This is a genomic window from Paraburkholderia sp. J12 (assembly GCF_905220215.1).
Classification (GTDB): domain Bacteria; phylum Pseudomonadota; class Gammaproteobacteria; order Burkholderiales; family Burkholderiaceae; genus Paraburkholderia.
Genome location: NZ_CAJMZC010000017.1, coordinates 19,352 through 44,174, shown reverse-complemented (window position 1 = coordinate 44,174; position 24,823 = coordinate 19,352). Strand labels below are relative to the sequence as shown.

The window sequence follows — 24,823 nt, the reverse complement described above, 5'->3', positions numbered from 1 at the left end:
TTTCAGGCGTTGCCGATTGTGGTATCGGTCAGCGCGCGCACGTCGAGACGATGCGGCAGGATGCCGTCGCGCAAGGCCACGTCGGCGACGTTCTGCAAGACGTCGATATCCGCGCCGGACACGAAGCGCAGTTTCAGCGACGAACGCTGCGTGATCGTGAGCGCCGTGTCGGGCGGCGTGCGCGTGAGCTTTGCATACACCTCGGCATATTCCTGCGGGTGCGCCTGCGCCCATTCGCCCGCGCGCTGCAGCCGCCGCAGATAGTCGGCAATGGCGGCGCGCTTGAGCGGATTCGCATGCGCCTCGCCCGAGGCCGTGATGAAACCGAGCCCGCTGTTGATGCCGGTGCCGTCGCGCAGCACGCGTGCGCCGCGCGATGCCGCGATCCCGTAGTAAGGATCGAATGTCGCCCAGGCTTCGAGGGAACCGGACGTGAAAGCGGCAAACGCATCGACCGGCAGGATGTAGCGGATCTGGACATCGGTGCGCGAGAGTCCGGCTTCGGCCAGTGCGCCGTCGAGCTGGTACTCGGAGATGCTGCCCCGCGCCGAGGAGACGAACACCGTCCGTCCCTTGAGCTGCGCCACGCTGCGTATCGCGGAACGCTCCGGCACGAGGATGCCGAGCTGCGTGGGCGCGCCCGCGCGCGTGGCGACGATCCGCAGCGAAGGGTCGCCCGTTGCGGCCGCCAGCACCGGCAGGTCGCCGGCGGGCGCGGTATCGACGGCACCCGCACGCTGCGCCTCGAAGAGCGGCGCGGCGCCCTGGAAGTTCGCCCAGCGCAAGGCGTAGGGCGCGCCGTCCAGGGCATGCGCGGCCTCGACGAGCGCGCGCGTGCCGCCGGCCTGATCGCCCAGCACGAGCGTCACGGAAGCGAGATCGGCGGCACGCGCCTGGCTGGCCGGCCACGCACCGGCCAGCGCGGCCGTGGGCGCCGCCGCGAACGCGCGCAACAGGCGCCTGCGCAGCAGAAACGATGTGGAAACGGAGGCTGACATGAGGTCCTCGCTAGCGATATTCGCGAAGCGTAGCGACGAACCTGGAGGCTGAGAATTATTCTATTTATATATGTTTATATCGGCACATCATTTATACATTGCATCTTGTCGGACACACGAACGGCGGCTCATTCATGGGGTGCGCGCGGTCCGTCCGCTGCAATGCAAGGAAGCATTCACAAAACGGAAATTAGTCGATACAATTGCGCCCCTCTTGCCCAGGTGGCGAAATTGGTAGACGCACTATCTTGAGGGGGTAGCGCCGCGAGGCGTGTGGGTTCGAGTCCCGCCCTGGGCACCAACGGATATTCCGGCGAGAGCCGCTACAGTCCAAAAACTCTGCAAGCCGCTGGTTCTGCGGGGTTTTCTTTCCTATACGATCCTGCCTGGCCTGTGGACAGACGGAGCGGCTCACAGGCTCATAGTCGCCCGAGCCCGCACTCGTTGCTGCCCAGGATCTCTACAGCAGTTCATCCGCTAACAAGTCGGTCAAGAACGTTAGCCATTCTCTCTTCCGTTTTTTTCAGTCCCACCTGCGGAATAAACGCGGTACGCGGAACGTTTTGCTCCATGTCCTCTGTGCGTCGAGGGCCAGAATCAAGGGCCAGAGTCGGCTTCGAAGCGACAGCCCAGTTGGCCGTCGATCGGTGGGCAATGAACTCCATCACCCATTAGCACGCCCGTTTATCGACAAGGTGCAGCCATGGGTCGTATCAGTACATGTGCAACGGCAATCGTCGCATTCCTCTGCGCGGCCTGCCCGGCCGTCGGCAGGAGTGCCGATCCGGTCGACCCGTCGGCACCGCAAGGGTTGTATCGGCTCGATCCGCATCGTTCTGCCGTGGTATTCGATATCGCGAACGTCTGGCGTCCCGCTCTCACCATGCGCTTTAGCCGCGTGCGCGCCCAACTCGACGGATTTGACGATCGCGCCGCCGGCCACGTCATGGTGACCATCGATGCCACGAGCCTTGAATCAAGCACGCCGTTCGTGGCCGGCGTAGTCGAAGGCAACAATATGCTGGACGTCGTGCATTATCCCGTCATCCGCTTCGTCGGCACGCACTTCGTGCGCACCGGGGCCCTGACTGGCCTTTTGACCGGAGATCTGACGATCCGCGAGACAACGCATGCTGTCGCACTGGCGGTAACGGTCGAAGAAGACCCGCGCGATCCGCCGGACGCTCCGCGTACGCGGGTCTTCTCCGCAGACGGCCATTTCAGCCGCGCCGCATTTGGGCTGTCGAAATGGCCCTCCGTTGTGGGGGACGACGTGCACATGAAGATCCGTGCGGAGTTTGTCGGGGAGAGGCCGGATCCGTGAAGCATTCCGGCGCGTTAGCACTCTCCCCTGACCGGCTCCGGCAATCCCGGCATCGCGATCACAAACGCACTGTCGACAAGGTTGTACCAGGCACGTCGACGTAACAACAAAGCCTAATGCGAAGCGAGCACACTGGCGATCACCCCGGTCGCCACGGCGGCCAGCACGTAATCGCCATTCACGCCGACCCAGTGATAGCCGCGCGGCGGAGCCGACAGGCCATGCTCGCGCCAGTCGTCCACCTCGTAGTTGCGGTCACGGTACTCGGCCGGAATGCGCTCGCCCTTGTGCCAGTCCTGATGCGGAATCGGACCGCCCGGGCGACCGAGCGAAGCATCGTGCATCGGCTGGCGCGGACCGTGCGCCCCGGCACCGTCGTGCCGCTGCTGTGCAAACGCCGCTCCAGAAGCCGTCAACACCGAGACCATCAGCAGCGAAGCCATTACCTTTGAACGCATTGTTTTCTCCCTTGAAAGAAGCGAATTGCGGCGGTGAAGCACCGCCTGCCCGACATACTGACTGCCAAATATAACAGGTATGCTACAAGCGTCTGCGCCATGCCGCCTCCGGTACCGGCCAGCGCCCTTTTCCGGCAATCGGCGCGGTCAGCGGAATACGCTCACGGCTTCGACCAGCTTCGTGGCCTGCTGCCGGAGGCTGTCCGATGCAGCCGTGCTTTGCTCCACCAAAGCGGCATTCTGCTGGGTGATGTTGTCGAGATCGCTCACGGCCTGATCGATCTGGGTCACGCCGCTGCTTTGCTCCTCCGTGGCCGAGCGTATTTCCGCAATCAGGTCGGTGACGCGCCGCACCTGGGCCACGATATCGTCCATGGTTTTGCCGGCCTCATCAACGAGGCTCGACCCGGTCTCGACTTTCTCGACGCTGGTCGAAATGAGGTGCTTGATCTCCTTGGCTGCGTTGGCGCTGCGCTGGGCCAGTGCGCGAACCTCCCCGGCCACCACCGCGAAGCCCCGGCCCTGATCGCCGGCGCGGGCGGCTTCGACTGCGGCATTCAAGGCAAGAATGTTGGTCTGAAACGCGATGCCGTCGATCACGCCGATGATGTCCGCAATCTTGTGCGAACTCGCGGTGATTTCGTTCATTGTACTAACCACTTCGGATACCGCCTGGCCGCCCTTCGCAGCCGCGTGGCTCGCGGAGCCGGCCAGCGTGTTCGCCTGCAGCGCGATTTCGGCGTTGCTCTTCACGGTCGCCGTCATCTGCGTCATCGACGACGCGGTCTGCTGGACGTTCGAAGCGGCCTGCTCCGTTCGTTGGCTCAGGTCGTTGTTGCCTTGTGCGATTTCGTTGATGGCGCGCTGAACCGTGATGACCTGTTCGCTCACGTCGTCGATGAGCCACCGGAACATCAGGCCAAGCTGGCTGATCGTGCGCAGGGTCATGCCGATCTCGTCGACCCGGTCGATGTGCACCGCTTTCTGGCTCTCGCCTGTCGCGACGCGCAAGGCCTGACCCAGCATCTGTTCGAGCGGCCGGGATATCTGCCGTTCGAGCCAGAATGAAACGAGAAGCAAACCGCACGAGGCGCCCGCCGCGAATGCCGCCAACGGCACGCCCTTCACCCCGGCAAGCCACGCCCCGGCAACGACGAGCGGCGCAGCCACGAGCAACGCGGACCGGATACGCCAGCGCACCGGCATGGTCTTGAGCTTCGAAGCCCACCCCATCAGGCCGGTGCGCACGATCAGCCCCTTGTGGAAGCGGCGCTTGCCCGCCTTGTGTTCGCGGAACTGGCGATAAAGCTTTTCCGCGGCTTCGACTTCATCGCGCGAAGGCTTGGTCCGCACCGACATGTAGCCGGACGTCCGACCGTTTCGCACCACGGGAATGGCGTTGGCCCGCACCCAGTAGTGGTCGCCGTTCTTGCGGCGGTTCTTGACAAGCGCGGTCCACGGCTCGCCGCCCTTGAGCGTGGCCCACATGTCGGCAAACGCTTCCTGCGGCATGTCCGGGTGCCGGACGATGTTATGGGGCTGGCCCTGGATTTCGTCCTGAGAGAAGCCGCTTGCATGAATGAACGCGGCGTTGGCGTAGTTGATGTGGCTCTGGGTATCCGTTGTCGACATCAATGTCGCATTGTCCGGAATCTCGAACTCGTGCTGCGTGACTGGCTGATTATTGCGCATGACCTTCCCCCCAAAAGATAGATGCGTGCCGCATTGGCGATCTTTGCTGAAAGTCCTGAGAGACGTGAACGACGTCCCATTGCGATCCAGTTGCGTGTTATATCGTCCTTGATTCAGCGTTCTTTAGCGCGATGTGGGTTTACCCCTTCCTGTATGGTTCGATTTAATTAAGGAAACCTTATTATATTGATCGCGTCATGATTCGCGGGAGGGATGACTGCCTGAGTCAACGATCCGGCCACACGACACCGGCCCGCGCCCCACGGCCAGTGAATACGATTACCAGACCATGATAATGCAATGATGTGGCAGTGTGAATGGCATTTGCGCGGGAACCACGATGCGAACGGACGATGCAACGAGCATATCGAGAGGGTCCCGACCACCGGGCAGCGAGGCCGGGCGAGCGCTTTTGCGTCGAGCTTGCGGAATCGGCTTACGCGTCTTTAACGTGGATGCCCACCCGCTCAATTCGGGCCACGATGCTCGAATAATCGGCGGGCGTGTCCATGTCGGCGCAAAACCGGTCGTGCGCCGCGTCATGGAGAAAGACTTCGTCGCCATGCTCGGCGATCAGCTTGCGGCATCCCGGGTTCACGTGGCCGCTCACGACCTCTGGCGCGTAACTCGCCGCGAACAAGACCGGATTGCCGCGCGCGCCGTTGAACGTCGGCACCAGAATCGATCCGCGCGGCATCGACGCATAGGCGTCGATCAGCTCGCGATAATCGGCGGCCTCCAGCAGCACCTGGTCGGCCAGGCAAATCATCACGGCGTCGCACGGGGCATGCAGCGCGGCAACGCCGGCCGCGACCGAGGTCATCTGGCCTTCCCGGTAGCGTGGGTTGCTCTGGAAGCGCACGTCGAGCCCGTCGAGCGCTTCGAAGACGGCGCGTCCGTTGAATCCGGTCACCACGACCACCTCCTCCGGCCGCGCGGCGACGATGGCGCGCACCACGCGCCGCACGGCGGGCTCGCCGCCCACCGGCAGCAGCAGCTTGTGGCGCCCTTCCATGCGCGTCGAGAGGCCTGCCGCGAGCACGACAGCCGAAAACCTCACCGTGTTCATCGCTCCTCCGCCCGGTTCTCTCCGGCGCGGGTCTCGTGGTCCGGCTCAGCCGCCAGATAGCGCGCCGGTGCGCGCTCGAACTCGGCCTTGCAGCAGTCGCAGCAGAAGTACACCTTGCGGCCGCCATAGACGACGACATGTTTCGCCGTTGCGATCTCGACGCTCATGCCGCACACCGGATTCACATAGCGTCCCGCCTCGGCCGCCGGCGCTTCGGGCATCTCGCACGGTGCCAGCGGCGGCACGGCCTCCGTGGCGACGGTGGCCTGCGGCACGGCCGCCTGCGCGGCCGCCGCCGCTTCTTCCCGCTCGTGCCGCAAGGCAACGAGTCCCGCGACCGCACCCAGCGCGATTTCCTGCGGCGTATGCGCGTGGATCGCCGGTCCCGCCGGTGCATGCAGCGCCGCGAGCCGGCTATCGGCGATGCCGCGCGCGCGCATCGTTTCGCGCAGCCGCTCGGCCTTGCGGCGGCTCGCGATCAGAAGCACGGCTCCGACGCGGCTGCGCAGCGCCGCTTCGAGTGCGTCCTCGTCGCCGTCGCCTTGCGTCGCGATCAGCGCGAACGATGCGCCAGCATCGTCCAGCACGGCAGCGTCGAAGCGCGGGCCTCCGGCGCGCGCGGTGTCGGCCGCCGGCGACGCGCGCAGACCCATGCGCCGCGCCAGCACGCAGGCTTCGTGAGCCGTCGGCGTCGCGCCGAACACGACCACGAGCGGCGGCGGCACGGTCGGCTGGATGAAGAGCTCCATCGCGCCATTGCTCGCGCACGGCATGGCGTGGGCCTCGACTTCGGGATCGGGCGGCGCGGGTTCGTTGCTGATGCGCACGCGCCGCGGCTGGCCCAGCCGGATCGCCTGGCGCGCGGCCTCGATCACGATGGCCTGCGAGCACCCTCCGCCGATCCAGCCATGCAGCGTGCCGTCGCTCTCCACGAGCGCCTGCGCGCCCACATGGGTCGAGGCCGGCGGCGCAACGCGGATCACGGTCGCAACGGCAAACGGCACACCCGCGTCGATCAATTGCTGTTCGAGTTGCAGCAGGCCGATCGTGGCCGGTACGGTATCGACGGTTTCGGCATTCATTGCAGCGCACCGAGAATTTGTGGAAACAGGCGCTCGAGGCTCGCGAGATCGCGTGCCCCGGCGAACAGGTCGAGGTGCGGCAGCGCGGCCTGCATGCCCGCGCTGACCGGCGCGAATCCCGGCCGCCCGACGAGCGGATTGAGCCAGACGAGCGAATGGCAGCGCCGCCGGATCGCAGCCAGCGCCTCGCCCAGTTGCGCCGGATCGCCGGCGTCGTAGCCGTCGCTGACGATCACCACCGCGGTACGCGAGTGCAGGAGGCTCGATGCGTAGTACTGATTGAATCCGGCCAGACTTTCGCCGATGCGCGTGCCGCCCGCCCAGCCTTCCGAGATCAGATGCAGGCGCTCCTGGGCACGGCGCGGATCGGGATCGCGCAGCGCCTCGTCGACGCAAACGAGGCGCGTATGGAAGACGAAGCTGTGCACGTCGTGCAGTCGCGCGCCGAGCACGCGCGCGAGACGCAGCAAAAAGAAACTGTAGAGGTTCATCGAACGGCTCACGTCGAGCATCAGCACGATGCGCGGCCGCTGCCGCCGCTTGCGCAGCCAGCCGAGCTCGACCGGCAGGCCGCCGCGCGACACGCTGCGGCGCAGGGTCCAGCGCAGATCGATGGCCCGTCCCTGACTCGCGCGCTGCTCGCGGCGCGTTTCGATGCCGCGCAGGCGCTGGGCGAAGCGGCGGATCGCGGCGTCGATGGCGAAGAGTTCGGTGCGATCGTTGAGATGGCGGAAGTCCGCGAAAGCCAGCGAGGCGGCTTCGGTCGCACCCTCGTCGGCCGTCGCGCCCTCGCCGGGCGCCCCGGCGCCGCGGCCCGCGAGCGACACGGGCATGCCTTCGCTCGCATCGGGCAGCCCCTCGCCTGCCTCGTCGCGCGTAAGCGGGCCGGCGCCGCCTGCCCGGGTCTCCACCAGCTCGCGCCGGTTCGGCGCCATGAAATAAGCGTCGAACAGATCGTCGAAACGCCGCCAGTCTTCCGCGCGCGAGCACAGCAGCGCACGCAGGCTCCAGCGCAGCAGATCGCTGTCGAACTGGCCCATGCGCCTTGCGACCTCCATCGACGTCGCAACGTCCGCGCTCGTCACGCAGAACGCGTTGGCACGCAGCCAGCCCGCAAAACCGGCGTAGCGCGCGACGAGTCGTTCGGCGAGGTCGGGCGCGTCAGCCTGCGCGGCAACGCTTGCGGTTCCGGTCAGCATGACGCCACCAGCTTTTCGACCACCGGCTGCGTGAGCGCGGCCTGATCCTCGCGCGTCTTCACGAGCGCCGCGAGCGAATCCATGACACGCTCGATGCCGCCTTCGTCAAGTGCGCTCACGCCAAGGCGCAGCAGCGCGGCGGCCCAGTCGAGCGTTTCCGCGAGACCGGGCTTGCGGCGCAGCGCCATCTGCCGCACCGCGTGCGTGAATTCGACCACCTGGCGCGCGAGCGCTTCGGGCACGTCCGGCACCTGGGTCCGCACGATCAGCAGTTCGCGCTGGAACGACGGATAGTCGACGTACTGATAGAGGCAGCGCCGGCGCAAGGCGTCCGAGATCTCGCGCGTGCCGTTCGAAGTGAGGATGACGTAAGGCCGTTCGGTGGCGCGAATCACGCCCAGTTCGGGAATCGAGATCTGGAAGTCCGAAAGGACTTCGAGCAGATAGGCTTCGAACGCTTCGTCGGTGCGGTCCACCTCGTCGATCAGCAGCACGGGCGCGGGCGTCGTCGTGATGGCTTCGAGCAGCGGGCGCTTGAGCAGGTAGCGTTCGGAGAAGATATCCTGCTCCTTGTCGCGCAGCGGCCGCGCATCCTGCTCGAACAGCTTGATCGCCAGCAGTTGATGCGCGTAATTCCACTCGTAGAGCGCCGTGTGCGCATCGAGCCCCTCGTAGCATTGCAGCCGGATCAGCGGCACATCGAGCAGGCGCGCCAGCGCCTTCGCCACCTCGGTCTTGCCAACTCCGGCCTCGCCCTCCAGCAGCAGCGGACGGCGCATTTCCAGCGTCAACAACAGTGCCGCCGCGAAGCTGCGCTCGGCAATGTAGCCGTGGCTCGCCAGTTTCGCCTGCAACGCGACGACGTCGGGCATGCGGTCGGTGGGCGTCATGACAGGCCTCAGCGGCCATGGGCCTTGTGGGAGAAGAGTCCGCGCAGCCAGTCGCGGAAAATCGCCCAGGCAAACGAGAGGCCGTTCAGCTCGGCGGGCGGCGCTACGGGGGCTACGAGGGCTACAGGCACTACGGGCGCTGCCGTCGCCGTGTTCGTCGACCCGGGCGACGATGCACTCGTGCTATCCGCAGCCGAAGGCGCGTCGCCGCTGGCTTCGGTCGGCGTGGACGCTACCTGCTGCACCGCCTGCGCGTTCATCGCGTCGAGCCGCGCCGCGAAGTTCGCGACGAACTGCTTGAGCATCTGCTCCGAGACCGGCCCCATCAAACGGCCGCCAATCGCGGCGGCCTTGCCGCTCATCGTCACCTCGCTGCGGCCCGTCAGCTCGCTGGCCTCGCCGCTGGCCCGCACGGCGGCCACCAGATCCATCGCCGCCGCCGAGCCGCCTGTCGAGTCCGTGCCCTTGCCGGCGAGATGCAGGCTGCGTGCCGCCGCGTCGAGCGCGAGCACCTCGATGTCGCCCTTGAACGCCATCGTGGCGGGCCCGAGCTTCACCGTGATCGTTCCTTTGTAGTGCGTAGCATCGATGCGCTCCGTAATCTTCGCGCCCGGCATGCAACCCGCCACCGCTTCGATATCCTGCATGAGCTGCCACGCGCGCCCAGCGCTCGCGGCGAGTGGAAACACCTTGTCGAGTACGACTTTCATCGCGCGCTCCTCCCGCAATGCCTAAGCCCGCGTCAAGCCAAGCGCGCGGCATTGCTGCCACACGCGATACGCGTTGTGCGGCATGTTCATGTGCGTGACGCCGAGATGCGAGAACGCATCGACGACGGCCGACGTGAAGCACGGAATCGAACCCACGTGCGGCGATTCGGCCACCCCCTTCGCCCCGATGGGATGATGCGGCGACGGCGTCACGGTGAAGTCGGTGTCCCAGTGCGGCGTTTCCACGGCGGTCGGCACGAAGTAATCGAGCAGCGTCGCGCCAAGCAGGTTGCCCGACTCGTCATAGGGCATCTCCTGGCCGAGCGCCACCGCAAAGCCTTCGGTCAATCCGCCGTGAATCTGCCCCTCGATGATCATCGGGTTGATCCGCGTGCCGCAGTCGTCGAGCGCATAGAAGCGCCGCACGCGGATCTCGCCGGTGTAGCGGTTCACGTCGAGCACGCACACGTAGGCGCCGAACGGAAACGTGAAGTTCGGCGGATCGTAGTAGTCGACGGCTTCGAGGCCCATTTCCAGCCCCTCCGGCACGTTGTTGTAGGCCGCCCAGGCCACTTCCTTCACCGTCTTGAACTGGTCCGGCGAGCCCTTCAGCACGAAGCGGTCGAGATCGAACTCCACGTCGTCGGGGCTCGCTTCGAGCAGGTGCGCCGCGATCCTGCGCGCTTTTTCGCGGATCTTGCGCGAGGCGCGGGCAACCGCCGCCCCCGCCACCGGCGTAGAGCGCGAGCCGTAGGTGCCGAGCCCGTATGGCGCGGTCGACGTATCGCCCTCCTCAACGGCAATCTGCGACGCGGGGATACCGGCTTCGGACGCGATGATCTGCGCGTAGGTGGTCTGGTGCCCCTGGCCCTGCGTGATGGTGCCCATGCGCGCAATCGCCGAGCCGTCCGGATGCACGCGGATCTCGCACGAGTCGAACATGCCCACGCCCAGGATATCGCACATCTTCGACGGGCCGGCCCCGACGATTTCCGTGAAGTTCACCACGCCGATGCCCATGAGCCACTCGGCTTGCGGATCGGCGCGGCGCTGCGCCTGCTCCGCGCGCAGCGCGTCGTAATCGACCGCCGCGAGTACCTTGCGCAGCGCCGTGTCGTAGTCGCCCGAATCGTATTCGAGGCCAAGCGGCGTCGTGTACGGAAACTGGTCGCGGCGGATGAAGTTGCGCAGACGAATCTCGGCTTTGTCGATGCCCAGCTTCTGCGCCAGCACGTCCACCATCCGCTCGATCAGATACACCGCCTCGGTCACGCGGAACGAGCAGCGATACGCGACGCCGCCCGGGAACTTGTTCGTATAGACGCCGTCGACCGAAACGAACGCATTGGGAATCGCGTAGGAGCCCGTACAGACATGGAACATGCCGGCAGGCCACTTCGTCGGGTCGGCGCACGCGTCGAACGCGCCGTGGTCGGCAACCACGTTCACCCGCAGCGCCTTGATGCGGCCGTCCTTGTCGGCCGCCAGCTCGCCGGTCATGTGATAGTCGCGCGCGAACGCGGTGCTGGAAAGGTTCTCGCTGCGCGACTCGATCCACTTCACGGGGCGACCCAGCACGATCGACGCGACGATCGAGGTCACGTAGCCCGGATACACCCCGACCTTGTTGCCGAACCCGCCGCCGATATCGGGCGAAACGATGCGGATCTTCGATTCCGGAATCGAGGACAGCAGCCCAACCACGGTACGCACGACGTGCGGCGCCTGCGACGTGATGTAGACGGTGAGATCGCCGCGCACCTTGTCGAACGACGCGACGCAGCCACAGGTTTCGAGCGGGCACGGATGCACGCGCGGATACAGGATGTCCTGCTTCACGGTGACTTCGGCCGTCTCGAACATGCGGTCGGTCTTGTCCCGGTCGCCCATCGTCCACGTGAAAATATGGTTAGGATGCCTGCGCGCACCGTGCGCGCCGGTGTCCTTGCTGGCGATGTCCTCGCGGATCACCGGCGCATCCGGTTCCAGCGCCTTCAGCGGGTCGACGAGCGCGGGCAGCTCCTCGTACTCCACCTCCACGAGTTCGGCGGCATCGGCGGCGACATAGCGGTCATCGGCCACGACGAAGGCCACCTCCTGATTCTGGAAGCAGACCTTTTCGTCGGCAAGCACCGCCTGGACGTCGCCCGCCAGCGTCGGCATCCAGTGCAGCTTGAGCGGCTTGAGATCGTCCGCGGTGAGCACGGCGTGCACGCCGGGATGCGCCAGCGCGCGCGACTTGTCGATGCGTTTTACGCGCGCATGCGCATAGGGACTGCGCACCATCACGCCGAACAGCATGCCCGGCATCTTGATGTCGTCCACATAGGTGCCCTTGCCCTGGATGAAGCGCGGATCCTCGCGGCGCTTGCGCGAGCAGCCCATGCCTTCGAGCGCGGCAACGCGTTCGAGATTGGCGTCGAGATGGCCCATGACTTGTCTCCCGGCGCTCAGTGCGCGTGCGCCGCGTCCGCCTCGATGAGCGGATGCGACGTTTCGACCGCTTCGCCGCGCAGCTTGCGCGCAGCGTATTGCACGGCCTTCACGATGTTCTGATAGCCCGTGCAGCGGCACAGGTTCCCCGCCATCCAGTAGCGGATCTCCGCTTCGGTGGGATCAGGGTTCTCCTGCAGCAGGCGGTACGCGCGCATCAGCATGCCCGGCGTGCAAAAGCCGCACTGCAAGCCATGCTCCTGCATGAAACCTTCCTGCAGCGCGTGCAACGTGCCGCCCTCGGCGAGCCCTTCGACGGTGCGGACTTCCGCGCCTTGCGCCTGCACCGTCAACAGCGTGCACGACTTGACCGACATGCCGTCGAAGTCGACCGTGCAGGCGCCGCAATGCGACGTCTCGCAGCCGATATGCGGCCCGGTGTGCTGGCATTTTTCGCGCAGCGTGTGAATCAGCAGTTCGCGCGGCTCGACGACGACATCCACTTCGCCGCCGTTGAGCCGGAACGACACCATCGTTTTGCTGGCCATGTTGGGTTCTCCCCGCCTTTATGGGTGGGCCGGATTGACCGCCCGTTCGTATGCCGTATCAAGCGCCCTGCGCGTCATCTCGCCCGCCATCGCACGTTTGTAATCGGCGTCGCCGCGCAGATCCGGCACCGGACTGCACGCCGCCATCGCAAGCCGCGCCGCCTCGTCCAGCGCGCGTGCATCGAAGGGCTGGCCGGCCAGCGCCTGCTCGGCGTCGACGGCGCGGATCACGGTGTCGCCGACATTCGTCAGAGCAATGCGGACGTGCTCGACATGGCCGCCGGCAAGCCGCATCGTGACGGCGGCCGCCGCCGTCGCGAAGTCGCCCGTCTTGCGCTTGAGCTTCGCATAGCAATATCCGGTGCCCGGGGCCGGCACCGGAATGCGGATCGCGGTCAGGATCTCGCCGGGCGCGAGCAACGTCTCGTAGGTGCCGACGAAAAAACCGTCGGCCGCCACCGTGCGCTCGCCGGCTGCGCCTTGCAGCACGAATGCCGCATCGAGTGCGATCATCAGCGCCGGGTGATCGTTGCCGGGATCGCCATGCGAAAGGTCGCCGCCCAGCGTGCCGCGATAGCGCACCTGCGGATCGGCGATCTGCCGCGCGCCCTCGACGAGGAGCGGGCAGCGCGTTTGCAGCAGCGTCGACCAGATCAGTTCGTTTTCGGTCGTCATCGCGCCGATCCACAGCGTGTCGTTATCCTCGCGGATCCCCTTGAGTTCGGTTAGCCTGCCCAGATCGATCAGGTGGTCGGGCTGCGCGAAGCGCAGCTTCATCATCGGCAGCAGGCTGTGGCCGCCCGCGAGGACTTTCGCCGTCTCGCCGTACTCGCCGAGCAGCGCGACGGCCTCGGGCAGCGTCTGCGGCGCGTGGTATTCGAAGGGTCGGGGAATCACGCCGGTCTCCTTGTTGTCATCCTCCACTTAATTAGCATTTCACAATGCAATGCAGCAATTCAACGCGATTTCGCCAATGGCGGCGTGGCTGCACCGGCAGCAGGAAAACTTGCGCGAACGTGGGAATGGACTTAAAACAGAGGCACCGCGCCGGCATTGAACATGCCGTACACACCACGGGCGCCTCGGGGAGAACCCTGGATGAAACCGTTCGAGCACGTCACGCCGGCCACCGACGCACGCCGCGCCGAAACCTTCCAGCACCGGCTGGAGCAGTTCAATCCGGGCGTGGTCTGGCTAGATGCGCAGGGACACGTCAGCGCGTTCAACGACGTCGCTCTGCAGATTCTCGGGCCGGCCGGCGAGCAGTCGCTCGGGGTTCCGCAGGACAGGCTTTTCGGCATCGACGTCGTCCAGCTGCACCCCGCGAAAAGCCGCGACAAACTGCGCTTCCTGCTGCAGTCGCGCGACGCGGGAGGCTGCCCGGTGAAGTCGCCGCCGCCCGTCGCGATGATGATCAACATTCCTGACCGGATTCTCATGATCAAGGTGTCGAGCATGTCGGACATGAACGGCGCGTGCGGCACCTGCATGATCTTCTACGACCTGACCGACATCACGACCGAGCCGTCCTCCGAAACGCTCGCCGGCACCCCCGCGCCGCCACGCCGGCTCTTCAAGATTCCGGTGTACCGCAAGAACCGCGTGATCCTGATCGACCTGAAGGACATCGTGCGCTTCCAGGGCGACGGCCACTACACGACGATCGTCACGAAGGACGACCGCTATCTCTCGAACCTGTCGCTCGCGGATCTGGAGCAGCGCCTCGAGAGCGGCACATTCCTGCGCGTGCATCGCAGCCACATCGTGAGCCTGCAGTACGCGATCGAGCTCGTCAAAGCCGAGGACAGCGTGAACCTCGTGATGGACGACAGCGAGCGCAGCGTCGTGCCGGTAAGCCGGTCGCGCGCCGCGCAGCTGAAGGAGTTGCTTGGCGTGATGTGAAGACAGCCGGCGTTGCCGGGATCGTCGCCCTTACACGGTCCCGGCGAGGTGAAAGCGCGAGGCGGGGTGCCAGACGTGCACCGCGGTCGCGACCGCTTCGCCCACCCAGGTGCGCCTCCACACAACGAGGCAGGGCTCGCCGATCTCCATCGCCAGATGATGGCGGATCTGCGCATCGGGCTTGCGCGCATAGATGCGAAACTCCGCGCGCTGGATGGGTGCGAGTCGCACCATATAGCGATTCGGCGTCTCGCGCGTGAAGTCCTGCTCGAGATAGTGCGGAAAGACCTGCGGATTCACGTAGCGGTCCTCGTACTGAATCGGCTCCCCCTCCTCCATGTGCACCACGGCGGAGTAAAAAACCGGGCCGCCCGCAAGGCCCAGTTCGTCGATCGCAGTCGGCGCATCGCGACTCTCGAGCCGGATCACGCGCGCATCGTGACGATGTCCACGCGCTGCGATCTCATCGGCGATGTTGCGGATCTCGAGCACCGTCGATTCGTATTCGCGCGGCGCGACGTAGGTGCCCGAGCCTTGAATGCGCGTGAGCACGCGTTCGGCCATCAGTTCGCGCAAGGCGCGCGAGACGGTCATGCGCGCCACGCCGAACTCCTTGACGAACACGGTCTCGGAAGGAATCGCGTCGCCGGGTTTCCAGGTGCCGTCGGCAATGCGCTCGACGACATAACGTTTGATCTGCTCGTAGGGGGGCGCGGCTCTTCGCTGCACCCGATCCCGTTCCTGGGTTTCCTGCGCCTGCCCGGTGGCTCTCATTGTTATCACGCTCCCGCTCGATCGCTGGCGTTCGGCCGAAGACCCGGCATGCTCAGACATGGGCTGCGCGGGGCGACGTCTCATTGGCGGGCGAGCCGAACTCACCCGAAACGGGCCCGATGAATACGGCAGGCCGATGTTCCGCTCCGGGCTGCCCTGCCGATGGACCCGGCAACGGCGGCGGCGGTTCGTCGGCGATCATGTGCCAGGCCGCCGACATGTCGTCCGCGAGCGGCCGGTCGTCGCGGTAGATCGGCAATACGCGGCGCACCTGGGCGTGCAGCGCCTCCGTGTACGGCGCGCGCAAGGCACTGCCCGGCTGCAGATCGTACGCCTGCACCGCGGCCAGCAGTTCGATGCCCAGAATGCGGCAGCTGTTTTCGATGACGGCGAGCGCCTTGAGGGCAGCCGGGGTCGCGTGACAGAGATGGTCTTCCTGCAGCCCGGAGGTCACGCCGCCGTCCAGGCTCGCCGGCGCGGCCTCGCGCCGGTTCTGCGCCACCAGCGACGCCGCCGTGTACTGCGCGATCATGAAGCCGGAGCGCGTGCCGCCAGCATCGGCGAGAAACGCGGGCAAACCGCTCACGAGCGGATTCACGAGACGGTCGAGACGCCGTTCGGCCATCGCACCGACTTGCGCAACCGCGGCAGCGAGGCTGTCCATGGCGAGCGCAATCGAGGCGCCTACTGCGTGGGCCTGCGAGAACACCCGGGGCTCGTCGGGCGTGCCCGCGACAATCGGATTGTCGGTCGTCGACGCCAGTTCGCGGTTCACCACTTCCGCCGTCGCGGCCAGCACGTCGCGCGCCGCGCCATGAACGTGGGGAATGGTGCGCATGCTGAGCGGGTCCTGCGTGCGGCGCCCGAACGACGCCGACAGCAGGCCGCTGCCCGCCAGCGCCGCCCGCATGCGCGCTCCGACCTGCGCGAGCCCGGGCGAAACCCGAAAGGCCAGCGATTCGGCGTCGAAGGCAGCCATCTGGCCGCCGAGATTCTCGAAGCTCATGGCCGACACCACATCGGCCCAGTCGAGCAGCCGCTCCGCGCGCTGCAATGCGAGCGCCGCGAGCCCGGTCACGCAGGGCGTGCCGTTCACGAGGCTCAATCCCTCCTTCGCCTGAAGTTCGAGCGGATCGAGCCCCAGCCGCCGCAACGCCTCGCCGCCGCTCATGCGCTGGCCGCGCCAGCTCACGCGGCCAGCGCCTACGCACACGAGCGCAATATGCGCCATGTGGCTCAGATAGCCCACCGAGCCGAACGCGGGCACCTCGGGCAAGCAATCCTCCCTGAGCAGCGTGGCCAGTCGTTCGACCAGTTCGACCCGCACGCCCGAATGCCCGTGCGCGTAGTTGTTGATCGCCGCGGCCATGATCGCGCGCGTTTCTTCGGCGCCGAGCGGCTCGCCCACGCCCACCGCATGGCTCATCAGGATGTTGTGCGAAAGCGCGTGCTGCTGCGCGGGCGATACCACGACGTCGCACAGCGCGCCGACCCCGGTATTCACCCCATAAGCGCGGATGCCGCGGGCAATGATCTGCTCGACGAGGGTACGTGCGGCGCCGATGCGCTCGCGCGCTTCAGCGGAGATTTCGAGCGGTGCGCCCGCTGCGACGGCGCAGACTTCGCGCCAGTTCAAGGCGCGGGTGGAGCGGATGACTGACATGCTGAACTCTGCGGAAAGATCAATGCGAATTGCGGTCCTGATGGCTCGAAACGAATTGACGGAAACGCTCCGACTTCGAATCGCCGAACACCTCCTGCGGCGTGCCGTCCGAATCGACCTGGCCCTGGTGCAAGAACAGCACCCGATTGGAGACGTGCTTCGCAAAACCCATCTCGTGCGTGACGACGAGCATCGTGCGGCCTTCATCGGCGAGCGAGCGCATCACGCGCAGCACTTCGCCCACGAGCTCGGGGTCGAGTGCCGAAGTCGGTTCGTCGAACAGCATGACCTTCGGGTGCATCGCCAGCGCGCGGGCGATCGCCACGCGCTGCTGCTGGCCCCCCGAGAGATGCGCGGGATAATGCGTGCGCTTGTCGGCCAGCCCGACTTTCGCGAGCAGCGCCTCCGCTTCTTCGACGGCTTGCGCGCGGCTGCGCTTGAGCACGCGCATCGGCCCTTCGATCAGGTTCTCGATGACCGTCATGTGCGACCACAAGTTGAAGTTCTGAAACACCATGCCGAGCTGCGAGCGCACCCGGTCCACCTGGCGGCGGTCGTCGGGTTGCAGCTTGCCGTCGCGGCGGCGCTTCATCTTCAGCTCTTCGCCCGCGAGCGCCACCGAGCCGTCGTCGGGGATCTCGAGCAGGTTCAGGCAGCGCAGGAACGTGCTCTTGCCCGAGCCGCTCGCGCCGAGAATCGAAATCACGTCGCCCTCGTGCGCATCGAGCGAAATGCCCTTGAGGACATGGTGGTCGCCGAACGACTTGTGAATGTTCTTCACGGACAGGGCAACCGGTGCAATGGCATTCATACGTTTCTCCGGATAGGGTGCCGCGTCACGAAGCTGCGCGACGGGTATCGAGGTTGGCGGCCGGACGACGGGCGACAGCCGGCACACCGCGCAGGTGACGCGACAGACGATGCTCGACGAAGCCGATGATCCGCACGACGACAAAGTTCAGGAACAGATAGATGAGCGCAGCGCAGGCGAAGACCTCGGTAGTACGGTAGGTCTGCTGAATGATCTGCTGCGCGACGCCGGTCACTTCCCACACGGTCACGAGGCTCGCGAGCGCCGTCGATTTGACGAGCAGCACCGCCTCCGTGGAATACGCCGGCAGGCACTGGCGCAGGGCGATGGGACCGATCACGCGACGCAGCAGCGCGAAACCCGAAAGCCCGATCGAGTAGCCTGCTTCGATCTGCCCCACGGGAACGGCCATCAGCCCCCCGCGAATGATCTCGGCGGTATAACCCGCCGTGCACAGCGCGAGCGAAAGGATCGCGCAGATATACGGCTCGCGCAGCACGGGCCACAGAAAACTCTCGCGTATCACGCCGAACTGCCCCATCCCGTAGTACACGAGAAACATCTGGATCAGGAGCGGCGAGCCGCGAAACACGAGGATATACGCGCGCGCAAAGCGGTTGGGCAACCAGTGCGGCGACACGCGCATCGTGACGATCACGAGCGAGAGCAGGCCGCCCAGCACCAGCGAGGCGAAGAACAGGCCAAGCGTGGTGGGCACGGCTGCGATCAACTGGCGCATCGTGTCGAGAAGAAAGTCGAAATCGATATGCATGATGGGGCCGCCCAGAGGTCAGTTGCGTGCGAAGTTGCGCTTGAAGGACCGGCCGACGATCGCTTCCGCACGGCCGAACACGCGGTTCGACACGCCCGTCATGACGAGGTACAGCGCGCCGCCTGCGACGAAGAAAAGAAAATACTGATGCGTCGATCCCGCCGCCACCTGGCTTGCGCGCAGCAGTTCGACGAGCCCCGTGACCGAGATCAGCGCCGAATCCTTGAGACTCAGTTGCCAAACGTTGCCGATGCCCGGCAACGCGAAGCGCAGGACCTGCGGGATGAGGATGCGGCGCGCCATGGTGAGCGTGGGCATGCCGATCGCCCGCGCCGCCTCCAGTTCGCCGCGCGAGACCGCCAGCACGGCGGCACGATAGACCTCCGCCTGATAGGCGCCGGAGATCATGCCGACCGCAAACGCGCCGATGACGAACGGCGGCACGCCAATGAAGCCATCGGCGCCGAACCACTGGCCGATCGAAGACACGAGCGTCGAACCGCCGAAGTAAAACAGATAGATGACGAGCAGTTCGGGCACGCCCCGAAAAACCGTCGTATAGCAGTCGCCCAGCACGCGCGCGGAGCGAAAACGCGACAGCTTCGCCGCGGCCACGATGGCGCCGAACACCGCGCCGATCGCGAGCGACGCGAGCGTCAGCACCACGGTCATCAGCGCGCCGAGCAGCAGGACGCTACCCCACCCTTCCGATCCAAAGCCGAGCACTTCGAAGAGATGCATGACACTACCCCACTCAAGCCTGCAAGAAAGACCGCGTGCCACCCCGTAAGCGAGGGCGGCGCGCGGCCATGTGCCACGTCACGCTCAGGGCGTCACGTCGGTCTTGAACCACTTCTCCGAAAGCTTCTTCACGGTGCCGTCGGCGAGCGCCGCCGTGATGGCCGCGTCGAACTTCGCCTTGAGGTCGGCGTCCTGCTTGCGGAAGGCCAGACCTTCGCCCGGCCCCCAGATCGGACCGCCGATCTGCGGACCCGCCGTCACGGTGGGCACCGCTTCTTTCTTGTCGGCGTTGGCCGCGTAATAGGTCACGTCGTCGAACGATGCGTCGATCCGGCCGTTGGAGAGGTCGAGATCACGCTCCTGCGAGGTCTTGTAGACGCGAATCGACGCCACGTCCTTGAAGTTCTCGTTGATGAAGCGCGTATAGACCGTGCCGGACTGAATGCCGATGGTCTTGCCCTTGAGCGCCGTCCGCAGCGCCTGCACCGCGGGCGCGCTCGAACGCGCGTCGTTGTCGAGCTTCAGCGGGGGCGAGGTTTTCGCAATGATCTTCGTATCGGTGACGGCGAACGTGGCCGGCGTCGCGGCATAGGGCTTCGAGAACGCGATGACCTTTTCCCGGTCGGGCGTGATGGAGATGGCATCCATCAGGACATCGAACTTTCCGGCCTGCAACCCGGGAATCATGCCATCCCAATCCTGCGCAACCAGGTTGCACTTGAGCTGCGCCCGCGCACACAGGTTAGTCACCAGTTCCGGTTCGAATCCCCCCATCTTGCCGCCCGGCAGGGTCATGTTCCAGGGAGCGTAATCGCCCTCCAGAGCAATGGTCACCGTGGTCCAGTCCTTCGCTTGCGCGAGGCCGGCTGCGGAAATTGCGGCACCGATCACAACGGCGCCCATCACCTTCTTCGTCACCCAGTTGCACTTCGACTGCATCTCGACACTCCTTCGATTGTGGAATCCCGGGCCGCCTGCGCGACCATTCGCCTAACCATGTTGTCTAGACAAGATCAGGGAACAATAAAAGAGATGCAAGAGAAATTTGGATAATCGGCGAATACCCAGGGAAAGACCTCAGTCGCTCGCAGGCTTGCTGAAAGAAAATGCCCTGGAAAGGGGCGTGCGCCCCCTTATGCAGCAAGGCGTTGCGGTCAAATTGGGCATGGCTTGCCGTACCGGGAAGTAAATTGCGTCCACCGTCGAATCCTCTCCGTAACACTGCGGGCGGATTGCTGCGGCCCCAAAGTTACCTAGACGAGTCGGCGGCAGATGCTGGGGGACCGGGACGTGGCAACAATCGATGAGGGGCGCCTGGGCCAAGCGCTAAGATGCACATAGACGCACATAGCGGTCTGCATCAAACGCACCCTGGTTATCTCGTGTCGTCAAATCGGCAACGCTCCCCCATTCCGCTCTGGCTCGCCCATGCCCGGTAAAAAGACCAGTCTCTGGCTTAAAGGCTTCGACCTGCTCTCTAGCTTGACGAGCCCACGGCCGAAGCGGAAAAAGGCCGGCCCGCGCAAGGCTGCGGCGGTCAAGACCGCTCGCAAGGTCGCTCCGAAGCGCACGGGCGTTTCAAGCGTGGCCCGGCCGCCTGCCACGCGAACCCCGGGCCGATGGACACGCTCGTTTCACTCGGCGCCGGCGCGGGCAGGTCATCTCGTCAATCACCTCGCGTATGCGTTGTATCTGCCCGCCGGCGCGGCGTCGCAAGCGGGCCTGCCGCTCGTCGTCATGCTGCACGGCTGCAAGCAGACCGCCGAATCGTTCGCCGCCGGCACGCGCATGTGCCGGCTCGCGGAACGCGCGGGATTTGCAGTGCTGTTTCCCGAGCAGGCAAAAACCGCCCACCCTCATCGGTGCTGGCACTGGCACGACAGTCCCGCGCACTCGGAAGCGCCCGCTGTCGCATCGCTCGTCGAGGCGATGGTCCGCGAGCACGGCTTCGACCCTGCGCGCGTCTATCTCGCGGGCATCTCGGCGGGGGCCGGTCTCGCCGCCGTTCTGGCCATTCACTACCCGGCACTCTTTGCCGCGGTTGGCCTGCACTCAGGGCCGGTGTTCGGCGCCGCGCATTCCACCTTGAGCGCCATGCGCGTCATGCGCAGCGGCAGCCGCGAAGATCCGCTGCACCTCATCGAAACGTCCGTCGATATCGCGGGATATCCGGGCATGCCGGCCATCATCGTTCACGGCGAACTCGACACCGTCGTCGCGAAGCACAATGCAGAGCAACTGGGCATCCAGTTCGCGCGGCTCAACCGGCTGATCGACGCGCAAGGCGCCTTGCGCGTCGGCGAGCAGCGGGTCAGCCGCCGCGACGGGATCGACTACGTCGACTACCTGAAGGCCGGGCGGCTGGTGGTGCGGGTCGGCATCGTCCGCGGATTGGGGCATGCGTGGAGCGGCGGCGACCCTCGCGAAGCGTTCCACTCCGGTAGCGGGCCCGAAGCAACGGCCATGCTGTGGGGGTTTTTCCGCCGCCAGCGGCGCGAGCGCGCAGCGGCCTGACGCTCGATTGCGAGCGAGGCCTCAACTCCAGCGGCCCGTGCCGCCGCCCGTTGCGCCTACCGTGCTCGCACCGCCCGACATGAAGTTGCCGAAGAACTTGCTGCCATTGCCGAAGCAGTTCGCGTTCAGCGCGACCGGGCTGGCGCGTCGTTGTCACGCGCTCATGCAACGAGAATTTCGCGCCCCGCTCAATGCTCGAAATACGTGAGCCCCATCGCCCGCTTCACCTCGGACAACGTCTGCCCCGCCACCTCCCGCGCGCGCCCGGTGCCGCGGCGCAAGACCTCCAGCACCTCGCCGCGGTCGGCTTCCAGTTCGCGGCGGCGCGTGCGTATCGGTTCGAGCAGCGCCTGCAGCCGCTCGTTCAGCACCTGCTTGACTACGCTGTCGCCAAGTCCGCCCCGGCGATAGTGCGCCTTCAACGCTTCCACCTTCTCGACATCCGGCTCGAATGCATCGAGAAACGCGAAGACGACATTGCCTTCCACCTTGCCCGGGTCGCTCACGCGCAAATGCCCGGGATCGGTGTACATGTCCTTGACGGCCTGCGCGATTTCGTCGGGTGTCGCGCCGAGCGCGATGGCGTTGCCAAGCGACTTGCTCATCTTGGCCTTGCCGTCGAGGCCCGGCAGACGCGGCACCGAAGAAAGCACGGGCACGCACTCCACGAGCACGTCGCGCTCCACGGTGTGGTTGAAGCGGCGCACGAGTTCGTTGGTCTGCTCGATCATCGGCAACTGATCCTCGCCCACGGGTACATGCGTCGCCTTGAATGCGGTGATGTCGGCCGCCTGGCTCACCGGATAGGTGAGAAAACCCGCGGGAATATCGCGCTCGAAACCGCGCAGACGAATCTCTTCCTTGATGGTGGGATTGCGCTCGAGGCGCGCGACCGTGACGAGGTTGAGCAGGTATTGCGACAGCTCGGCCAGCTCCGGCACCTGCGACTGGATGCAGAGGGTGGACTTCGCGGGATCGATGCCCACGGCGAGGTAATCGAGCGCGACTTCGATCACGTTTGCGGTGACGCGCTGGTGCCGGCCCACGTTGTCGGTCAGCGCCTGGGTGTCCGCCAGCAGCAGGAATTGCCGGGCCTCGTGCTGGAGCGCCACGCGTGCGCGCAGCGAGCCAATGTAGTGGCCAAGGTGCAGCGGGCCGGTCGTCCGGTCGCCGGTGAGGATGGTTGGCAGGTTGGTCGATGTCATGGCGAGGCTCCACGGGTTCGACACCGCCAGCCGCCAGCGCGCAGAAACGACAATGCCGCCAGAACTGGCGGCATCACGTTTAAGAGGTACAAAAAGTGCGTGAGAAAACGGGCCGCCCGGGTCAGGCGCGCCACCAACGATGCAGGTTCAGCGAGATCGATTGCGTTTCCATCGGATCAGTATAGCCTGGCAACGCGGCGAGCGCAGACTACGGCTGCGCAATGGAGGCAGAAGCGGGCGCCGAAGCGACCGAAGCAGCCGCAGCCGCCGGCACCGCCGCCCGCGCGTCGTGCCGCTTGCCGCGCTGCCCGCTCACGATGCAGTTTCTTCCCAGCGCCTTGGCCTCGTAGACGGCTTCGTCGGCCATGCGGATCAGCTGGTCCACGTGCTCGATCTCCCCGCCTTCCGAACTCGCGATGCCCACGCTCACGGTAATACGGCCGAAGGCGCTGGGCGCATGTTCGATGGCGAGGTCCCAGACCGCCGCGCGAATCCGTTCGGCCAGCAAAACTGCGTCGGATTCCGAAGTTTCTGGCAATACCGTCAGGAACTCTTCGCCACCGTATCGCGCGGCCGTGTCCGCGGGCCGGCGCAGGCACATCGCTATGCTGTGGGCGACGGTCGCGAGCGCATCGTCGCCGGCCTGGTGCCCATAGCAGTCGTTGAAGGCCTTGAAACGGTCCACGTCGATGAAAAGGATCGCGAGCGAACGGCGCGTTCGCAGCGAGCGCCGCCATTCCAGCTCGAGCGTCTCGTCGAGCAGGCGCCGGTTCGCGAGCCCCGTGAGGCCGTCGGTTCTCGCCAGCAGCCGCAGTTCCGATTCCGCGCGCATGCGCCGGCGCAGTTGCGCGCTCAACTGCACCGCGAGGACGATGAGCCCGAGCGCGAAAAGTCCCATGACCGAGCCGAGCTTGATGGCCCGCTGCCGCCAGGCGCCGAAGATATCGGGCTCCGCTTCGGCCACCATGATGATGAACGGCAGCTTCGGAAAGTTGCGGAAGAAGTAGTGCCGCCGGATGCCGTCGATGCTCGAGGTATCGGAGAAGTGGCCTTCGGGGGCCTCGGCGAAATGGCGGAAGGTGCTGGCGCTGGAGATGTTGCGCCCCAGTATGGCCGGGTCGAACGGCTGGCGCATGAACATCACGCCGTCCTTGCCGATGAGCGAGATGGCGCCGTGCGAGCCGACCGCGAGGCCTTCGAACAGCCGCTGGAAGTACTCGGGCCGGATCGCCATGACCACAACGCCGGCAAAACTGCCGTCGGGATGTGAAAGCCGCAGGCTGAGCGCGATGCGCGTCCCGCCGCCGAGGCGCGAGTCGTAGGGGTCGCTCACGTACAGCCCGGCGTCGGGCCGGTCGCGGTGTATCCAGAAGTACTTGCGGTCCGCGAAGTTGCCCTGGCGCGGCACGTCGCTACCGGAGTCGATGCGGATATTGCCCTGCTCGTCGAGCACGTACATGCCGCCGAGGAATTCGGCCGTGGCCGCGCGGTCGAACAGGACGAGGCGCTGCAGGCGGGGCGGCAGCGCCATGATCTCGGGCTGCTTCACGCCTTCGGCCACGGCCCGCAGCGAAAGGCCATAGATCTCGAAGTTGCGCTCGATGTCGCGCTCGGCCACGAGCGCGATGCTGCGCGAGCTTTCCTGGGCGTGTTCGAGCGCATCCAGGCGGCTCTGATAGAGGGCCACCGCGCACAGAATCGCCAGCGTGAGCGCCGCGACCACCCCACCCACCACAATGGCGTTCGGGCCGGCATGGAGCGCGCCGCGCAAAGGCCTCGCGAACCGGCCCAGTCCGGCCATCCGGATGCGGTGTCGAACGCGTGCTGTGATCCGCCCGGAATCCGGCGTGGTGTTCGGCATATCCCGATGTCGCGAGGAAAAGATGCGTGGACAGGACGCAATGACGTTGTGTTTTACGGCTTCTCGCCGGAAAACTTGAGGGAATGGCCGCCGCGGCTGGGCAAACCGCCCAAAAAGGGGCGCATGAAACCCCGGCCGGCACGCCCCGTGCGCCGCGGGTAAAATGCTTCGCAGCCT

The 24,823-nt window shown here is 65.9% G+C and carries 22 protein-coding genes and 1 tRNA gene; 4 read left to right on the top strand and 19 right to left on the bottom strand.

Translation table 11 applies throughout. The features are described 5' to 3' along the window. Positions 1 to 2: 2 nt before the first annotated feature. Positions 3 to 998 (bottom strand): ABC transporter substrate-binding protein, encoded by a 996-nt coding sequence (locus U5760_RS27225; RefSeq protein WP_322015406.1) that lies wholly within the window; start codon positions 996 to 998, stop codon positions 3 to 5. A gap of 216 nt (positions 999 to 1,214) precedes the next feature. Here U5760_RS27225 and U5760_RS27220 point away from each other — a divergent pair. Next, positions 1,215 to 1,299, top strand: a tRNA-Leu gene (locus tag U5760_RS27220). A gap of 402 nt (positions 1,300 to 1,701) precedes the next feature. Then, positions 1,702 to 2,322: a YceI family protein gene (locus U5760_RS27215; RefSeq protein WP_322015405.1), complete on the top strand. Its 621-nt coding sequence runs from the start codon at positions 1,702 to 1,704 to the stop codon at positions 2,320 to 2,322. Positions 2,323 to 2,435: 113 nt separating this feature from the next. Here the strand turns inward: U5760_RS27215 and U5760_RS27210 are convergent, their stop codons facing one another. From U5760_RS27210 to U5760_RS27165, 10 genes are all read right to left on the bottom strand, one after another. Continuing rightward, positions 2,436 to 2,780 (bottom strand): RcnB family protein, encoded by a 345-nt coding sequence (locus tag U5760_RS27210; RefSeq protein WP_322015404.1) that lies wholly within the window; start codon positions 2,778 to 2,780, stop codon positions 2,436 to 2,438. Positions 2,781 to 2,927: 147 nt separating this feature from the next. Beyond that, entirely contained in the window at positions 2,928 to 4,472 is a 1,545-nt protein-coding gene (locus U5760_RS27205; RefSeq protein ID WP_322015403.1) for a methyl-accepting chemotaxis protein, read from the bottom strand. Positions 4,473 to 4,908: 436 nt separating this feature from the next. Then, complete coding sequence (locus tag U5760_RS27200; RefSeq protein ID WP_322015402.1) at positions 4,909 to 5,541, bottom strand: nucleotidyltransferase family protein; 633 nt, start codon at positions 5,539 to 5,541, stop codon at positions 4,909 to 4,911. Continuing rightward, positions 5,538 to 6,623 (bottom strand): XdhC family protein, encoded by a 1,086-nt coding sequence (locus tag U5760_RS27195; RefSeq protein WP_322015401.1) that lies wholly within the window; start codon positions 6,621 to 6,623, stop codon positions 5,538 to 5,540. Before U5760_RS27195 ends, U5760_RS27200 begins: the two co-directional genes overlap by 4 nt. After that, on the bottom strand, positions 6,620 to 7,822 hold the full coding sequence (locus tag U5760_RS27190; RefSeq protein ID WP_322015400.1) for a vWA domain-containing protein: 1,203 nt from the start codon (positions 7,820 to 7,822) through the stop codon (positions 6,620 to 6,622). Before U5760_RS27190 ends, U5760_RS27195 begins: the two co-directional genes overlap by 4 nt. Next, positions 7,816 to 8,712: a MoxR family ATPase gene (locus U5760_RS27185; protein ID WP_322015399.1), complete on the bottom strand. Its 897-nt coding sequence runs from the start codon at positions 8,710 to 8,712 to the stop codon at positions 7,816 to 7,818. The genes U5760_RS27190 and U5760_RS27185 overlap by 7 nt, the downstream gene beginning before the upstream one ends. Before the next feature lie 8 nt (positions 8,713 to 8,720). Further along, entirely contained in the window at positions 8,721 to 9,422 is a 702-nt protein-coding gene (locus U5760_RS27180; protein WP_322015398.1) for an SRPBCC family protein, read from the bottom strand. A 21-nt stretch (positions 9,423 to 9,443) separates the two neighbouring features. Continuing rightward, positions 9,444 to 11,855, bottom strand: coding sequence for an aerobic carbon-monoxide dehydrogenase large subunit (locus tag U5760_RS27175; protein WP_322015397.1), 2,412 nt, complete (start codon positions 11,853 to 11,855; stop codon positions 9,444 to 9,446). A 17-nt stretch (positions 11,856 to 11,872) separates the two neighbouring features. Further along, positions 11,873 to 12,403: a (2Fe-2S)-binding protein gene (locus U5760_RS27170; RefSeq protein WP_322015396.1), complete on the bottom strand. Its 531-nt coding sequence runs from the start codon at positions 12,401 to 12,403 to the stop codon at positions 11,873 to 11,875. An 18-nt stretch (positions 12,404 to 12,421) separates the two neighbouring features. Then, positions 12,422 to 13,300, bottom strand: a complete 879-nt coding sequence (locus U5760_RS27165) for a xanthine dehydrogenase family protein subunit M (RefSeq protein ID WP_322015395.1) — start codon at positions 13,298 to 13,300, stop codon at positions 12,422 to 12,424. Between the two features lie 201 nt (positions 13,301 to 13,501). Between U5760_RS27165 and U5760_RS27160 the strand changes: the two genes are divergently transcribed. Beyond that, positions 13,502 to 14,305, top strand: a complete 804-nt coding sequence (locus U5760_RS27160) for a LytTR family DNA-binding domain-containing protein (RefSeq protein WP_322015394.1) — start codon at positions 13,502 to 13,504, stop codon at positions 14,303 to 14,305. 30 nt (positions 14,306 to 14,335) lie between these two features. Here U5760_RS27160 and hutC read toward each other — a convergent pair whose 3' ends face one another. The 6 genes from hutC to U5760_RS27130 all read right to left on the bottom strand — a co-directional run bounded on the left by hutC (position 14,336) and on the right by U5760_RS27130 (position 20,005). After that, entirely contained in the window at positions 14,336 to 15,079 is a 744-nt protein-coding gene (gene hutC, locus U5760_RS27155; protein ID WP_322015393.1) for a histidine utilization repressor, read from the bottom strand. A gap of 52 nt (positions 15,080 to 15,131) precedes the next feature. Beyond that, a complete protein-coding gene (locus tag U5760_RS27150) occupies positions 15,132 to 16,742 on the bottom strand; it encodes a histidine ammonia-lyase (protein ID WP_322015392.1) in 1,611 nt (536 codons plus the stop codon). A 19-nt stretch (positions 16,743 to 16,761) separates the two neighbouring features. Continuing rightward, the gene (locus tag U5760_RS27145; RefSeq protein WP_322015391.1) at positions 16,762 to 17,553 is read right to left on the bottom strand and encodes an ABC transporter ATP-binding protein; all 792 of its coding nucleotides are present in this window, start codon (positions 17,551 to 17,553) and stop codon (positions 16,762 to 16,764) included. Between the two features lie 25 nt (positions 17,554 to 17,578). Then, positions 17,579 to 18,325: an ABC transporter permease subunit gene (locus U5760_RS27140; protein WP_322015390.1), complete on the bottom strand. Its 747-nt coding sequence runs from the start codon at positions 18,323 to 18,325 to the stop codon at positions 17,579 to 17,581. A gap of 18 nt (positions 18,326 to 18,343) precedes the next feature. Next, positions 18,344 to 19,066, bottom strand: coding sequence for an ABC transporter permease subunit (locus U5760_RS27135; RefSeq protein ID WP_322015389.1), 723 nt, complete (start codon positions 19,064 to 19,066; stop codon positions 18,344 to 18,346). Between the two features lie 84 nt (positions 19,067 to 19,150). Then, the gene (locus U5760_RS27130) at positions 19,151 to 20,005 is read right to left on the bottom strand and encodes a transporter substrate-binding domain-containing protein (protein WP_322015388.1); all 855 of its coding nucleotides are present in this window, start codon (positions 20,003 to 20,005) and stop codon (positions 19,151 to 19,153) included. A gap of 489 nt (positions 20,006 to 20,494) precedes the next feature. Between U5760_RS27130 and U5760_RS27125 the strand changes: the two genes are divergently transcribed. Continuing rightward, on the top strand, positions 20,495 to 21,580 hold the full coding sequence (locus U5760_RS27125; protein WP_322015387.1) for a PHB depolymerase family esterase: 1,086 nt from the start codon (positions 20,495 to 20,497) through the stop codon (positions 21,578 to 21,580). 188 nt (positions 21,581 to 21,768) lie between these two features. Here U5760_RS27125 and trpS read toward each other — a convergent pair whose 3' ends face one another. Beyond that, complete coding sequence (gene trpS / locus U5760_RS27120) at positions 21,769 to 22,785, bottom strand: tryptophan--tRNA ligase (protein WP_322015385.1); 1,017 nt, start codon at positions 22,783 to 22,785, stop codon at positions 21,769 to 21,771. Positions 22,786 to 22,993: 208 nt separating this feature from the next. Next, positions 22,994 to 24,586 (bottom strand): sensor domain-containing diguanylate cyclase, encoded by a 1,593-nt coding sequence (locus U5760_RS27115; RefSeq protein ID WP_322015384.1) that lies wholly within the window; start codon positions 24,584 to 24,586, stop codon positions 22,994 to 22,996. Positions 24,587 to 24,823 lie beyond the last annotated feature (237 nt).